Source organism: Pseudomonas triticifolii, from assembly GCF_014358015.1.
GTDB lineage: Bacteria > Pseudomonadota > Gammaproteobacteria > Pseudomonadales > Pseudomonadaceae > Aquipseudomonas > Aquipseudomonas triticifolii.
The window spans coordinates 84,217-97,885 of sequence record NZ_JACONV010000013.1 but is presented as its reverse complement, the minus strand read 5'-3'; the positions used below and the strand labels follow the sequence as shown (position 1 = coordinate 97,885).

The window sequence follows — 13,669 nt, the reverse complement described above, 5'->3', positions numbered from 1 at the left end:
CGGCATTCTGGACATAAAAAATTAGATTCACGAGGAGCGTAGCAATGAAGAAGTCCACCCTGGCCCTGGCCGTAACCGTTGGTGTATTGGCTCAGCAGGCCGGTGCAGCTGGTTTCCTTGAAGACAGCAAAGCGTCCATCAGTTCTCGTACCCTGTATTTCAACAACGACCTGCGCGAAGGCGTTCGTGCCTCCGACCAGCGCGAAACCGCGACTGGCCTGAAGTTCGACTACCTGTCTGGCTACACGCAAGGCACCGTTGGTTTCGGCCTCGATCTGCAAGCTGTCATGGGCCTGCATCTGGGTGGCGGCATTGATCACCACAACGCCAACACGGCTAACACTGTTGTGCCTACCGACACTGACGGTTCTTCGGTCAGCGACTGGAGCCGTGCTGGCGCCAACGCCAAGGTGCGCTTCTCGAAAACCGAGCTGAAAGTCGGTAACGCTCTGGCTCCAAACCTGCCGATCCTGGTCAGCAACGACGGTCGTTTGCTGCCTCAGGCGTTCGAAGGTGGCATCGTTACGTCCAAGGACCTGGACAACTTCACCATCACTGGCGGTCAACTGAACAAGTCCAGCGGCCGTGCGTCGAGCAACTGGTCTGACCTGTCCGTTGCAGGCGCTACCCAGGGCAGCGACCACTTCCGTTTCGCCGGTGCTGACTGGAAAGTCACCAAAGACCTGACCCTGCAGTACTACTTCGCGAACCTGGAAGACTTCTACAAGCAGCACTTCCTGGGCCTGGTTCACGTTTACCCGATCGCTGACAACCAGACGTTCAAGACTGACCTGCGTTACTTCAACAGCAGCTCTGACGGCAAGAACAGCAGCAACACCGCTGGCTACGGCTTCAACAACAACAGCGGTTACGCAAAAACCACTGGTGAAGTTGACAACCAGACCTGGTCTGCCATGTTCACCTACACCTTGGGCGGTCACGCATTCCTGGTGGGTCACCAGCAGATCGGCGACGACGGCGGCCTGGTGTTCCTGAACCAGGGCAACGTTGTTGACGGCCGCGGTCGTCCTGAAGGCAACGGCGGCGCAAGCTTCTACTCGTTCACTGACTCGATGATCAACGGCTTTAACCGTGCCGGTGAAAACACCACCTTCGGTCAGTACTCGTATGACTTCGCCAAGCTGGGCGTTCCAGGCCTGAAGGCTGCAATCGCTTACCTGCACGGTGATGACATCAAAGGTGCTCGTGGTACGACTGCCTTCGGTAAAGAGTACTCCGAGTGGGAACGCGACATGCGCGTAGACTACGTGCTGCAGAGCGGTCCGTTGAAAGGTTTCGGCACCACCGTTCGTTACGGCACCTACCGTGCTGAAGACGGCCTGAACAACTCGACTAACGCCGATCAGGCTCGTGTGATCTTCAACTACACCTACAACTTCATGTAAGTGTACTGAACGTCAAAGAAACCCCGCCTCGTGCGGGGTTTCTTTTGCCTGTTTTTTGATATTCCTTATCGGTCTATTCACAGTGATATCTATTCTTTTTAAATTACTTCACAGGCAGGCACAGTGGTCTTGACTGAAAGACTCAATCGAACAAGACAGGAGCTGCACCATGACGCTGCGACTTGGCGATATCGCCCCCGACTTCGAGCAAGAATCCAGTGAAGGCCTTATACGCTTCCATGAATGGTTGGGTGACAGCTGGGGTGTTCTGTTTTCCCACCCCGCGGACTTCACGCCGGTCTGCACCACCGAATTGGGTTTCACCGCCAAATTGAAAGACGAGTTCGCCAGGCGCGGCGTCAAGGCCATTGCGCTGTCGGTGGACCCGGTCGATTCGCACAAAAAATGGATCGTCGACATCAACACCACGCAGAACACCCAGGTCAATTTTCCGATCCTGGCTGACGCGGACCGCAAGGTGTCCGATCTGTACGACCTGATCCATCCCAATGCCAACGACACGCTGACCGTGCGCTCGCTGTTCGTGATCGATCCGAACAAGAAAGTCCGCCTGACCATCACTTATCCCGCCAGCACGGGGCGTAACTTTCATGAAATTCTGCGGGTCATTGATTCCCTGCAATTGACCGATAACTACAAAGTCGCCACGCCCGCCAACTGGGTGGACGGCGATGATGTGGTCATCGTGCCGTCGATCAAGGACGAAGAAGAGATCAAGCAGCGCTTTCCCAAGGGCTATAAAGCCGTCACGCCTTACCTGCGCCTGACGCCTCAGCCCAATCGTTAATTCCTGATTACCAAGCGTGGGGTTATTCGGGCCGATTTATCGGCCCTTTTTTATGGGTGTTCGCGCCTGAACCGACGCTATCCCCGGCAAGCCGCCTCCCGCGGTTGTGCGCGTTGCGAGAGGTCGGCACAGATACGGCCTTTTAGCATCTTGTTATATTCATTTATGGAATAACCAAATGAATAAATGAGATTTATAGATATAAAAAATCACTGTTACTGTCACTCCATACCGGCGATCCACGCCATGTCGATATTCACCAAAGGAGCGCGCCATGCGCACTGTTAATTTGCGTCGAGGTCTGGCCGCTCTGTTGGCCGCTGCAGTCACCCTTGGTGCCTTGAGCCAGGCTCAGGCCGAGGACCTGCGTATCGGTTATCAGAAGTACGGCACGCTGGTGCTGCTCAAGGCCAAGGGCTCGCTGGAGAAGCGTCTGGCCGAGCAGGGCGTCAAGGTGCAGTGGACTGAGTTTCCCGGTGGCCCGCAGTTGCTCGAAGGCCTGAACGTTGGCTCAATCGATTTTGGTGTCACCGGCGAAACGCCTCCAGTCTTTGCACAGGCTGCCGGTGCCGATCTGCTCTACGTCGCTTACGAGCCGCCAGCGCCGACCAGTGAAGCGATTCTGGTGCCCAAGGATTCTGCAATCACCTCGGTCAAGGACCTCAAAGGCAAGAAGGTCGTGCTCAACAAAGGTTCCAACGTGCATTACCTGCTGTTGCGCGCCCTGGAAGATGCGGGCCTGAAGTACTCCGATATCCAGACCGTGTTCCTGCCGCCCGCCGATGCGCGTGCCGCCTTCGAGCGTGGCAGTGTCGATGCGTGGGTCATCTGGGACCCGTACCAGGCCGCCGCCGAGAAACAACTGCAGGCGCGCACGCTCAAAGACGGTTCCGGCATTGTCGACAACCACCAGTTCTACCTGGCGACCAAGCCCTACGCGCAGAAAAACCCGAAAGTGATTCAGGCACTGATCGAAGAGGTGCGCGCGGTGGGTGAATGGTCCAAGGCCAACCCTGAGGAAGTCACTAAACAGGTCGCGCCTTTGCTGGGTCTGCCAGCCGACATCACGCTGACCTCGGTCAAGCGTCAGGGCTACGGCGCGCTGTTCATCACCCCGCCGGTGGTGGCGGCTCAACAGAAGATCGCCGACACCTTCTACCAGCTCAAATTGATCCCCAAGCCGCTCAGCATTGCTGACGTGGTCTGGACGCCACCTGTTGCTGTTGCTCAAGCACAGTGATCGACAGGCCCTTTGAGGAGACCACTCCATGAGCCTCAGTGCTTCGCAACGCATCACTCATCGGCTGGCACCCTGGGCCTTGCCTGTCCTGCTGCTGGCGGTGTGGCAGTTGTCGGTCAGCGCAGGCTGGCTGTCGACCCGCATTCTTCCGGCGCCGAGCGCGGTCATCGAGGCGGGCGTCCAGCTGATTGCCAGTGGCGAGATCTGGACCCACCTGGCGATCAGTGGCTGGCGCGCCGGTATCGGCTTTGCCATCGGCGGTGGCATCGGTCTGGCGCTGGGTTTCATCACCGGCTTGAGCAAGTGGGGCGAGCGCCTGCTGGACAGTTCGGTGCAGATGATTCGCAACGTGCCGCACCTTGCGCTCATTCCCTTGGTGATTCTGTGGTTCGGCATCGATGAAACCGCGAAGATCTTTCTGGTGGCGCTGGGCACCCTGTTCCCGATCTACCTGAACACATACCACGGCATCCGCAACATTGACCCGGCGCTGGTGGAAATGTCGCGCAGCTACGGGCTGTCCGGCTTCAGCCTGTTTCGCCATGTGATTCTTCCCGGTGCGATGCCCTCGATTCTGGTCGGCGTACGCTTCGCACTCGGCTTTATGTGGTTGACGTTGATCGTGGCCGAAACCATCTCGGCCAGCTCCGGCATCGGTTATCTGGCGATGAACGCCCGTGAGTTTCTGCAAACCGACGTCGTGGTGCTGGCGATCGTCCTGTACGCCGTGCTCGGCAAACTGGCCGACCTCGCAGCACGAGGTCTGGAACGGGTCTGCCTGCGCTGGCACCCGGCCTATCAAGTCAGCAAAGGCGGTGCCGCATGAGCAATCTGAAACAACAACCGGCGCACCTGCTGCGGGGCATTCCGCTGGCGATCCAGAACCTGAAAAAGGCGTTTGGCTCACGCGAAGTGCTCAAGGACATTGACCTGCACATTCCGGCCGGGCAATTCGTGGCGGTCGTGGGGCGTAGCGGCTGCGGCAAAAGTACCTTGCTGCGTTTGCTGGCCGGGCTCGACAGCCCGACCCAGGGCGAGTTGCTGGCCGGTTCTGCACCCCTTGGCGATGCCCGCGAAGACACGCGTCTGATGTTTCAGGAAGCCCGCCTGCTGCCGTGGAAAAAGATCATCGACAACGTCGGGCTCGGCCTGAGCGGCGACTGGCGCGGGCAGGCTCTCGAAGCCCTTGAGGCGGTCGGTCTGGCCGAGCGCGCCGATGAATGGCCGGCAGCCTTGTCGGGCGGTCAGAAGCAGCGTGTCGCATTGGCTCGGGCCTTGATTCACAAGCCGCGCCTGCTGTTGCTCGACGAACCCCTCGGCGCGCTGGACGCGCTGACGCGTATCGAAATGCAGCAACTGATCGAAAAGCTGTGGCACCAGCATGGCTTCACGGTGCTGCTGGTGACTCACGATGTCAGCGAAGCCGTTGCCATTGCCGACCGCGTGATTCTGATCGAAGAAGGGCGCATCGGCCTCGACCTGCAGGTCGATCTGCCGCGCCCCAGAGCCCGAGGTTCGCATCGCCTCGCTGCACTTGAAACCCAGGTACTCAATCAGGTGCTGGCCGTTCCCGGTTCACCGCCTGAGCCCGAACCCTCTTCACCACTGCCCACGCAATTGCGCTGGGCCACTTAACCCCGATCCCCCAAAGGAAGACCTGCCATGACTATCAAAGCCATCAACGTTCGTAACCAGTTCAAAGGCACCATCAAGGAAATCGTCCACGGTGACGTGTTGTCCGAAATCGACGTGCAGACGGCATCCGGCGTCGTGACGTCCGTGATCACCACCCGTTCGGTCAAGGAACTGGAACTGGTCGTGGGCAGCGAAGTGATTGCCTTCGTCAAATCCACCGAGGTCTCGATCGCCAAGTTGTGATCAGACTTCAACACCCGACCCCGAACGGTGACGACCCTTCGGGGTTTTTTGTCTGTACGCATGAAGGATGTTCAGGCGGCACGTCAGTCCAAATGACACCCCACGGGAAGGCGTGCTTACAGCGCTTCTTCAATCCCTGGCTTTCTCTTGGCCAGGAAAGGCGGCAAGTACAAACCGACATACGCATCAAACACCCGCATCCCTTCCACCGCCATGCGCGGTGTGATTTCACCGTGCAGTTGCACCGAGCGGGCGTATACGCGGTCGCCCAGTTCCATGGCCAGCGCGAACACGTCCACGTCGTCCGGCAGCGCGGGCAGGTGGAAGTGACGGTTGAACACTTCCAGCATCAAGTGGCCCAGTTCGATGTCGTGCTGACGGTCCGCCTGGTTGATTTCGGTCAGGCCGTGTTGCGCCAGGATCAACTGACGCGCTGCGGCGTCGGCGTTGTAGATGTCCAGCATGCGCATCTCCACCACCCGCGACAGGTCTCGCCAGGTGTCGAGCGAATCATGTTCGATAGGCGCTTGCAGGGAGGCGCGAAAGGCGGCGTGGATGTCTGCAGTCAGGGCTTCAAGCAGCGCCGGTACGCTGGCGAAGAAGTGATAGACCGAGGATGGCGGAATACCCGCACGCTCCGCCACGCTGTAAATCGACAGGCTGGCCACCCCTTCCGACGCCAGCAGCGTGCGGGCCGCGTCCAGAATCGAGTCGATCCTGGCCTGGCTGCGTGCTCGGGGTTTGCGCGGGGCGGCGGTACGGGTCATGACAAGGCTCTCGGTTGAACGAGCGCCATTGTAAGACAAACCCTTCACGCCTGTCGGCAAGCGAAGCGGATCGCGGTTCAGTAACCCTGGCCGCGATCCACCTGACCCTTCATGGCTTCGCCGCGTTCGAAGCGTCGAATGTTGTCCAGCAGCCCCGGGAACGCGCTTTCTGGCTGGGTCATGGCTGCCACGTGTGGCGTCAGCAAAATGTTGGGATGTGCCCAGAACGGATGATCGGCCGGTGCAGGTTCCTGTTGCAACACGTCCAGCACTGCGGCGCTGAGCTGACCGCTGTCCAGCGCTGCCAACAGATCCTGCTCCACCAGATGCCCGCCACGGCCCATGTTGATCAGCGCGGCGCCGGGAGGCAATTGCTCGAACAGCTCGCCATTGAGGATGCCTTCGGTTTGTCCGGTCAACGGCAGTACGCACAGCAGAATGTCGCACTGGCCAAGAAAGGCTGGCAGTTGCGCTTCGCCTGCGTAGCAGGTCACGCTTTCGACGTGATGTTCGCTGCGCGCCCAGCCTGACAGCTCGAAACCGAAGGGTTTCAGCGCCGACAGAATCTGCTGCGCTTGCAGGCCCAGGCCCATGACACCCACCCGACGTTGGTGAGCAGGCGTCAGTGGATGCGCCTTCCAGCGTCCTTCTACCTGCTGTTGCCGATAACGCAGCATGTCGCGATGCAGGCTCAGCACCGCGAAAGTCGCGTATTCGCACATGCCCCGGCCAATGCCCGGATCGAGCAGGCGCGCGACTGGCAGCGATGCCGGAATGCGGCTCAGGTCCAGTTGATCGACACCCGCCGACAGGGCAAACAGCACCTTCAGATTCGGCAGCACCGCCTGCAGATCATCCGGTGCCAGCCAGGCGCCTAGATAGTGAACGTCGTCTGGATTACCGATGTGTGGCCATTCCCGCCATTCGATGTCTGGCGCGTGCTCGGCGAACAGTGTTCGCCAGCGTTCGGCGCGTGCAGGATCGGCTTTGTAGAGAAAGGCAGGCATGGGCTTTTCCTGAGTCTGAGAGTGGGGCTCCATCTTGCCGCAAGTGCGAAGCACGATCTGTTGAAAGGCCCATTCCCAAGCACGCTACGCGCTGAAAAAGAGCGTTTTGCGGCAGATTAACCGGCCTTCGCGGGCTTGAAGGAATCTGCCGTTTGCGAGGCTAAAAACAGTGGATATGGACGTCTGGGCGGCCAAGTTCGGCTTAGATCGTTTCGCTGAACGCTTAATCTGAACAGCATCGCAGCCACCTGCCGGTTGCCTGGCTCACTATAGGTAAAACCATGAACAGCAAAATCGACGAAACACCTCATCTGCTGCATCAGCGCGATCAATTCGTGCCGCGCGGCATTGTCACGGCCCATCCACTGGTCATCGACCGTGCGCAGGGTTCCGAGTTGTGGGACGTCGACGGCAAGCGTTATCTGGACTTCGTGGGCGGCATCGGCGTGTTGAACATCGGACACAACCACCCGAACGTGGTCAAGGCCATCCAGGGGCAGCTTGAAAAAGTCACTCATGCCTGTTTTCAGGTGGTTTCCTACCAGCCTTACGTGGACCTGGCCAAACGCCTGAGTCTGCTGGTGGCCGGGCAGAGCGGCATCGATCACAAGGCGGTGTTCTTTACCTCTGGCGCCGAAGCGGTGGAAAACGCGGTGAAGATCGCTCGCGCCCACACCAATCGTCCGGCGATCATTTCTTTCCGTGGCGGCTTTCATGGCCGCACCTTGCTCGGCACGACGCTGACCGGCATGAGCCAGCCTTACAAACAGAACTTCGGGCCGATGGCACCCGAGGTGTTCCATACCCCGTATCCAAACGCGTATCGCGGTGTCACCAGCGAAATGGCACTGGCCGCGCTGCATGAGCTGCTCGCGACTCAGGTTGCGCCTGACCGTGTTGCCGCGATCCTCATTGAGCCTGTGCAAGGCGACGGTGGTTTTCTGACCGCGCCGGTCGAGTTCCTCAAAGCGCTGCGCGCCCTGACCGAGCAGCATGGCATCGTGCTGATTCTGGATGAAATCCAGACCGGCTTCGGTCGTACCGGCAAGTGGTTCGGTTTCGAGCACGCTGGCATCCAGCCTGACCTGGTCACCGTTGCCAAAAGCCTTGCTGGCGGCATGCCGCTGTCGGGTGTGGTCGGTCGCGCCGAGATCATGGACGCACCGCTTCCGGGCGGGCTGGGCGGCACCTATGGCGGTAATGCGCTGTCCTGCGCCGCCGCGTTGGCGGTGATCGACACCTACGAGCAGGAAAATCTGCTGGCCCGTGGCGAGCAACTGGGGCAACGCCTGCGGGCCGGGCTGCTCAAGCTTAAAGAGCGCTACAGCTTTATCGGCGACGTGCGCGGCACCGGTTTCATGCTGGCCATGGAGATGGTCAAAGATGATGCCGAGCGCAGCCCGGACGCGGATCTCAATTCGAAGATGATTGATCAGGCCCGCATGGGCGGACTGCTGGTGATCAAGTGCGGCGTTTACCGCAACGTGCTGCGCTTTCTGGCACCCCTGGTGACCACCGAGCAGCAGATCGACGAAGCACTGACCATTCTTGATGCCGCTCTGGCACGAGTATTGAAATCCAACTGAGCCGGGGGTCGGTCGTGGTTTCGCCAGAGGCCGCGACCGGGCGCTGAGGTTCAACTGTTGGAAAGGAGACGTTGCCTGCCATGGGGCTTATTGATTACCGCGCCTTGCTGATCGATTGTGATGAAGTGCTGGTGGATCGCGACTCCGGTGTGTGGAGCGCCTTGCAGCCGTTGCTGGGCAACGCGCCGAGCGTACCCAACAGGGACGCTGTGATGGCCGGGTTCAACGCGGTCATCGGCACGCTCTATCCGCGCTTCGACGAGTTGGGTTTCAGTGGGCTGTTGTGTTTTGCACACCGCCACCTGGCCGAGCGGCTGGGCATCAAGACCAGTTGGGAAGAGGGCATGACCTTCGCTCGCTCAGTGCCCAACTGGACGTTGTACGAGGATGCTCCCGGGGCCATGCTTTATTTGCGCAAGTTCTACCGGTTGCTGGTCTATGCCGACCGCGACCTGCAGGACCGTGGGTTGCTCTGTGAGCGGCTGGGCCTTGAGCCCGACAGTCTGCTGTCGCTGACCACTCATCCACTGGACGACCCGCAATGGCTTGCCGAGATGGATCTGGACCCCGGCGAAACCCTGCGTGTGTCGCGCCCGCCCGCTACAGCACTGGACGATGGCGGTCTTTGCCTGATCCGCAGAGACCGTGCGCAACACCGCCAGCCGTGCGCGGCGGACATCTGCATCAGCAGCATGGCGGATCTTGTCGCTCAGCATCAGCTGTCCTTACGGCGCTGATTTTGCTAGAAGGTAGGCACTGTGAACGGCACAACACGAGGTAGGTAGATGGAAGGCTTGGTCAAACTGGATCGGATTGATATCAATATCCTGGTAGAACTCCAGAAAGACGGGCGCATGACCAACGTCAGCCTCGCCGATGCCGTCGGGCTGTCAGCAAGCCCCTGCCTGCAACGTGTCAAACGCCTGGAGTCGGCGGGCTACATCTCCAGCTACAAGGCGCACCTTAATCTGGCGAAAATCACGGAGTCGGTCACCGTGTTCACGGAAATCTCCCTCAGCGACCACAAGCGTGAGGATTTCGCCAAATTCGAAGCCAACATCCGCCATGTGGATGAGGTGCTGGAGTGTCATTTGATCAGTGGCGGCTACGACTATCTGGTGCGCTTCATGACCCGCAGCATCCAGCACTATCAGGAAGTGATCGAGGAACTGCTGGACAAGAACATCGGCATCTCCAAGTACTTCAGCTACATCGTCATCAAATCCCCTGTCATGAAAGACGGCGTCCCGCTGCGCAAATTGTTGCGTCACTGAAACGGACGTGACGCAGCGCGCGCTGCCTCGCAGCACACACAGCTCCAGTAAGGGATGCGTCCTCAATATGGGATGCGGATCGACTGGCGTTTCGTATGCCCGCGAAGGCTGCGTCTCAGGCGCGACATTTCTCCCATTAATCGCATGGGCCGCTATCGATCAACCATTCCGGCTGGGCGCTTGCTCGCAGAATTGAAACCCGATGGTCTTTTCGTATCATGAAGATTACAGAGGCCGATAAAGGGTGCGTATCGCTGCGTTTGTCACCTGGATCGAACCCTTGGCGCTCAGGTACGTCCACTTTCTTTGGCAAGACAAAAGAGGTGGCCGACATGACAACCGATTTCATCCTGACAAACGAAGTGCCCAAGGAAGATCCGGCGAGCCCGCAGCTCGGCCAGTACGACCGTGAAGCCGATCCGGTATTGAACATGAACGCCAACAAACCGGGTGCAGGACCCGAGAAGGGCGACGAGGTGCTGGAGCGCACCGAAGAGGACGAGGCGTACGAAGATGATGAGCCTGAGGTGTATTCGGATGACCCGGACATCGTGGCGGATGAAGGCGGTGGCGTGTCGCCCGGCTGAGGCGACACTCATCCGGTTTCCATGGAGACCTGACCGCCAGCGGAGCCCGTCCTTAATGGCTTAAGTACAGCGGTTCAAAAGGCACTGGGGCTGACAGTACGATTCGATCACCCTACTGCAGCCCGCTGTTTTCTTTTCCGACTGACAGCCCGGCGTTACCAGAACGCCGCCGGTGCGCTGAGCGCCTTGCTGAACACCTCGATGGTGCGCTCTATATCCGCCTGCGTGGTGTAACGCCCCAGACTGACCCGCACGCTGGCCAGCGCTTTGTCGGCAGCCAGCCCAAGCGCCAAGAGCACGTGCGAAGGCGCATTGCGTGCCGAATTGCACGCCGAAGTCGAGGACAACGCCAGCGCATGCGACAGCTGCGAACTGGTGAAGCCAGCGCGCGTGATGCACAGGTTCAGGGTGTGCGGAATGCGTTGCTGCGCACACCCGTTGAGCTGCACGTCCGGCAGGGCCAGCAGCCCTTCACGCAGATGACTGCTCAACTGCGCAATGCGACGGTTTTCCGCATCAGCCTTGCCAACCGCCAGCGCAAACGCTTCGCCCATCCCGACGATCTGGTGCGTCGCCAGGGTGCCTGAACGAAAGCCACCTTCATGACCACCGCCATGCATCTGCGCCTGCAACATCGAATGGGCGCGCGGGCCAATGTACAGCGCGCCGATGCCCTTGGGGCCATACGCTTTGTGTGCCGAGAACGACATCAGGTCGACCGCCAGACTCGCCAGATCAACCGGCACCTTGCCGACCGCCTGCGCCGCATCCACATGAAACAACGCCCCATGTTCGCGCACCAGCGCGCCGATAGCCGCGATATCCGTCAGCGTGCCCAACTCGTTGTTCACCCGCATCAGCGACACCAGCAAGGTGTCTTCACGCAGCGCGGCCTGCACGGCGTGCGGCTGGATCAGACCTTGCTCATCCGGCGTCAACCAGGTCACCGGAAAGCCCTGACGCTCCAGCGTTTTCACGGTGTCGATCACGGCCTTGTGTTCCAGAACACTGGTGATGATGTGCCGACGCTGCGCGCTGCTGTCGTGGGCGATGCCTTTGATCGCCAGGTTATTGGATTCGGTCGCGCCAGAGGTCCAGATCACAGCATCGGCAGGCGCACCCACCGCGTCCGCCACCTGCCGCCGCGCCAGCTCGACCGCCTGACGCGCCACCTGACCATAACCGTGCCCGCTGGACGCAGGATTGCCGAAATGCCCTTCGCGCCCCAGACAGGCAACCATGGCTTCAATGACCTGCTCATCGACAGGCGTGGTGGCGGCGTAATCCAGGTACAGAGCAGGTGTGGTCATGGTCAATTCGCTTCGTGATCGGGTCAGGGCTGATGGGTAAAAGGTTACCGACGACGACGCGAAAAATTTTTGATATTTGGGCGAATTGAACGATCAGGAGTGAAAAACTATTCGCCTGATAGCCTGTTTTTACGATTAATGTTTTACAGGCTGATCGGCAGTCAGTAGTTTTATCCCAAAAGCGGCGTGAATACCGGTCAGCGCACCTTGGCCGTTTCCGCCTTGCGCCCGAGCCACAGGAACCCACATGGACAAATTCGACCGAGCCATCCTCGACATTCTGCAGACCGACTGCACCCGTTCGGTCGCAGACATCGCCGAACGCATCGGCCTGGGCAGCACCGCCTGCTGGCGACGCATTCAAAAACTGGAAGAAAGCGGCATCATCGACCGCCGCGTAGCCCTGCTCAACCCGCAGCAGTTGAACGTATCCGTCAGCGTCTTCGCCGCCATCCGCACCAACCAGCACAACGCCGCCTGGCTCGAACAATTCCACAACGCCGTCGGCGACCTGCCCGAAGTGGTCGAGTGCTACCGCATGGCCGGCGACACCGACTACCTGCTGCGCATCGTCGTCGCCGATATCGCAGGCTACGACGCTGTCTACAAACAACTCATCAGCATCCCTGGCATTACCGACGTCAGCTCCAGCTTTGCCATGGAACAGATCAAATTCACCACCGGGCTGCCGCTGCGGTATGCGTCGTTTGGTGGGTGAGGCGGGGGTGGTTGTGAGGGAGGGTTCGCGAAGGGCAGGCTGCCTGAAAATCGGTAATGGATGAGGCTGAAGGTGTGCTTAGCGATCACACCTCAGGAGGCGTTTGTTATTTGGGGCTAGGGCCGAATCGGTTGCTACCGCTATGTCCCTCCTGGCAACTGAATATGAAAGGGGCTATCGGTACCAACGACCACCACCCGCTATGATCAGTGTCGTGGAGCCTGCGCACCCCTACAGCAATCCCAGGAATGAAAACAGCCATTGCATAGAGGGTGGAAATCGAACCGTTGCCTTCGAGGAGATGCTCAGTCACATTGAGCGCCGCCGCGATCAGGATGTTCGTCAGAGTAAACATCCAGTATTCTCTTCTGCGCGCTCTACCGCTGAAATCAGCATACTTTTTCAAGACTTCGAAATACCAAAATTTCGAGTCTGGAGCATTTGATGAGACTGCGCTGGGTGTCCAGATAATATCCTTTGATGCACCGCAGTGGGGACACGTATCCTGTTTGTCGTTCATTTCCTTTGCGCAGTTGTGACAAAATGCCATGTCATTCCTTACTCTGTTAAAGGTGGCTAGTTGCTATTAGGCTTATGCGTTAATGCGGTGTTTGATGCGTCACGTTTGCTTTTCCGTGGCACAAATAAAATAGGAGACCTTGTCCATGGCCTCTTGATAGAAATGGAGTGGTTGTTTCAATCTGTCGGTGAGCTGCCAGGAAATCTTGAAGCAAAAAAATACCCTTGCCAAGCTTGAATTGTATTCGTTAACAACTATGTCGGGTTGGAAACAGTTCAGGGTGAAAGCACGCGAAAGAGCGATGGCTTAGTATTTTAGCGTGTGGCTGATTGGTAGTAATCAAGAGTTACACTATTTCGTGTTTTTGAAACATGTAGTTATAGAGTTGACGAGGTTTCGCAGTTTTTGCTGTATGTGAACACGTCAGTGCCTGGCCTAAATCGTCCGGCAGCAAATTTTCTTCTTCAGTCGCAACAATGGCATAACCTCCAGCAGTCACGCAGCGTCGTAAGCTTGCACTTTCAGCTTGTGTTGCCGAGTCGTCGAGCGGGCAGACTATTGGGTGTAA

Annotated in this window: 15 protein-coding genes; 11 read left to right on the top strand and 4 right to left on the bottom strand. The window is 58.7% G+C overall.

Annotated features, from left to right (window positions below; all coding sequences use genetic code 11):
• The first annotated feature begins 44 nt into the window (after positions 1–44).
• From H8S56_RS17010 to H8S56_RS16985, 6 genes are all read left to right on the top strand, one after another.
• Positions 45–1,406 carry an OprD family outer membrane porin gene (locus tag H8S56_RS17010; RefSeq protein ID WP_024688097.1) on the top strand — a complete coding sequence of 454 codons (1,362 nt, stop codon included), beginning with the start codon at positions 45–47 and terminating at the stop codon, positions 1,404–1,406.
• Positions 1,407–1,575: 169 nt separating this feature from the next.
• Complete coding sequence (locus H8S56_RS17005; RefSeq protein WP_187519273.1) at positions 1,576–2,214, top strand: peroxiredoxin; 639 nt, start codon at positions 1,576–1,578, stop codon at positions 2,212–2,214.
• A 274-nt stretch (positions 2,215–2,488) separates the two neighbouring features.
• Positions 2,489–3,454, top strand: coding sequence for a sulfonate ABC transporter substrate-binding protein (locus tag H8S56_RS17000; protein WP_187519272.1), 966 nt, complete (start codon positions 2,489–2,491; stop codon positions 3,452–3,454).
• Positions 3,455–3,482: 28 nt separating this feature from the next.
• Entirely contained in the window at positions 3,483–4,280 is a 798-nt protein-coding gene (gene ssuC, locus H8S56_RS16995; RefSeq protein WP_024688100.1) for an aliphatic sulfonate ABC transporter permease SsuC, read from the top strand.
• Positions 4,277–5,089 carry an aliphatic sulfonates ABC transporter ATP-binding protein gene (gene ssuB, locus H8S56_RS16990; protein WP_024693952.1) on the top strand — a complete coding sequence of 271 codons (813 nt, stop codon included), beginning with the start codon at positions 4,277–4,279 and terminating at the stop codon, positions 5,087–5,089. The genes ssuC and ssuB overlap by 4 nt, the downstream gene beginning before the upstream one ends.
• Positions 5,090–5,116: 27 nt before the next feature.
• On the top strand, positions 5,117–5,332 hold the full coding sequence (locus H8S56_RS16985) for a TOBE domain-containing protein (protein WP_002555770.1): 216 nt from the start codon (positions 5,117–5,119) through the stop codon (positions 5,330–5,332).
• A gap of 116 nt (positions 5,333–5,448) precedes the next feature.
• Here the strand turns inward: H8S56_RS16985 and H8S56_RS16980 are convergent, their stop codons facing one another.
• A complete protein-coding gene (locus tag H8S56_RS16980; RefSeq protein WP_024688102.1) occupies positions 5,449–6,099 on the bottom strand; it encodes a TetR/AcrR family transcriptional regulator in 651 nt (216 codons plus the stop codon).
• Between the two features lie 77 nt (positions 6,100–6,176).
• Positions 6,177–7,106: a 2-hydroxyacid dehydrogenase gene (locus tag H8S56_RS16975; RefSeq protein WP_187519271.1), complete on the bottom strand. Its 930-nt coding sequence runs from the start codon at positions 7,104–7,106 to the stop codon at positions 6,177–6,179.
• A gap of 281 nt (positions 7,107–7,387) precedes the next feature.
• Here H8S56_RS16975 and gabT point away from each other — a divergent pair, with 281 nt between their 5' ends.
• From gabT to H8S56_RS16955, 4 genes are all read left to right on the top strand, one after another.
• Positions 7,388–8,692: a 4-aminobutyrate--2-oxoglutarate transaminase gene (gene gabT, locus H8S56_RS16970; RefSeq protein ID WP_187519270.1), complete on the top strand. Its 1,305-nt coding sequence runs from the start codon at positions 7,388–7,390 to the stop codon at positions 8,690–8,692.
• An 80-nt stretch (positions 8,693–8,772) separates the two neighbouring features.
• The gene (locus H8S56_RS16965; protein WP_187519269.1) at positions 8,773–9,429 is read left to right on the top strand and encodes an HAD family hydrolase; all 657 of its coding nucleotides are present in this window, start codon (positions 8,773–8,775) and stop codon (positions 9,427–9,429) included.
• A 48-nt stretch (positions 9,430–9,477) separates the two neighbouring features.
• Positions 9,478–9,966, top strand: coding sequence for an Lrp/AsnC family transcriptional regulator (locus tag H8S56_RS16960; protein WP_002555947.1), 489 nt, complete (start codon positions 9,478–9,480; stop codon positions 9,964–9,966).
• A gap of 332 nt (positions 9,967–10,298) precedes the next feature.
• Positions 10,299–10,553: a hypothetical protein gene (locus H8S56_RS16955; RefSeq protein WP_024688114.1), complete on the top strand. Its 255-nt coding sequence runs from the start codon at positions 10,299–10,301 to the stop codon at positions 10,551–10,553.
• 155 nt (positions 10,554–10,708) lie between these two features.
• Here the strand turns inward: H8S56_RS16955 and H8S56_RS16950 are convergent, their stop codons facing one another.
• Positions 10,709–11,863 (bottom strand): cysteine desulfurase family protein, encoded by a 1,155-nt coding sequence (locus H8S56_RS16950; RefSeq protein WP_187519268.1) that lies wholly within the window; start codon positions 11,861–11,863, stop codon positions 10,709–10,711.
• Between the two features lie 247 nt (positions 11,864–12,110).
• Here H8S56_RS16950 and H8S56_RS16945 point away from each other — a divergent pair, with 247 nt between their 5' ends.
• Positions 12,111–12,581, top strand: coding sequence for an Lrp/AsnC family transcriptional regulator (locus H8S56_RS16945; RefSeq protein WP_024688116.1), 471 nt, complete (start codon positions 12,111–12,113; stop codon positions 12,579–12,581).
• Positions 12,582–12,687: 106 nt separating this feature from the next.
• On the opposite strand, the gene H8S56_RS24650 is transcribed toward H8S56_RS16945, so the two are convergent.
• Positions 12,688–13,101: a DUF805 domain-containing protein gene (locus tag H8S56_RS24650; RefSeq protein WP_268946028.1), complete on the bottom strand. Its 414-nt coding sequence runs from the start codon at positions 13,099–13,101 to the stop codon at positions 12,688–12,690.
• Positions 13,102–13,669: the final 568 nt, after the last annotated feature.

Coding starts and splice junctions, on each gene's coding strand:
- ssuC (WP_024688100.1), top strand. CDS start 3,483: ATGAGCCTCAGTGCTTCGCAACGCATCACTCATCGGCTGGCACCCTGG.
- H8S56_RS17000 (WP_187519272.1), top strand. CDS start 2,489: ATGCGCACTGTTAATTTGCGTCGAGGTCTGGCCGCTCTGTTGGCCGCT.
- H8S56_RS17010 (WP_024688097.1), top strand. CDS start 45: ATGAAGAAGTCCACCCTGGCCCTGGCCGTAACCGTTGGTGTATTGGCT.
- H8S56_RS16965 (WP_187519269.1), top strand. CDS start 8,773: ATGGGGCTTATTGATTACCGCGCCTTGCTGATCGATTGTGATGAAGTG.
- H8S56_RS16975 (WP_187519271.1), bottom strand. CDS start 7,106: ATGCCTGCCTTTCTCTACAAAGCCGATCCTGCACGCGCCGAACGCTGG.
- gabT (WP_187519270.1), top strand. CDS start 7,388: ATGAACAGCAAAATCGACGAAACACCTCATCTGCTGCATCAGCGCGAT.
- H8S56_RS16985 (WP_002555770.1), top strand. CDS start 5,117: ATGACTATCAAAGCCATCAACGTTCGTAACCAGTTCAAAGGCACCATC.
- H8S56_RS16955 (WP_024688114.1), top strand. CDS start 10,299: ATGACAACCGATTTCATCCTGACAAACGAAGTGCCCAAGGAAGATCCG.
- ssuB (WP_024693952.1), top strand. CDS start 4,277: ATGAGCAATCTGAAACAACAACCGGCGCACCTGCTGCGGGGCATTCCG.
- H8S56_RS16950 (WP_187519268.1), bottom strand. CDS start 11,863: ATGACCACACCTGCTCTGTACCTGGATTACGCCGCCACCACGCCTGTC.
- H8S56_RS24650 (WP_268946028.1), bottom strand. CDS start 13,101: ATGAACGACAAACAGGATACGTGTCCCCACTGCGGTGCATCAAAGGAT.
- H8S56_RS16960 (WP_002555947.1), top strand. CDS start 9,478: ATGGAAGGCTTGGTCAAACTGGATCGGATTGATATCAATATCCTGGTA.
- H8S56_RS17005 (WP_187519273.1), top strand. CDS start 1,576: ATGACGCTGCGACTTGGCGATATCGCCCCCGACTTCGAGCAAGAATCC.
- H8S56_RS16945 (WP_024688116.1), top strand. CDS start 12,111: ATGGACAAATTCGACCGAGCCATCCTCGACATTCTGCAGACCGACTGC.
- H8S56_RS16980 (WP_024688102.1), bottom strand. CDS start 6,099: ATGACCCGTACCGCCGCCCCGCGCAAACCCCGAGCACGCAGCCAGGCC.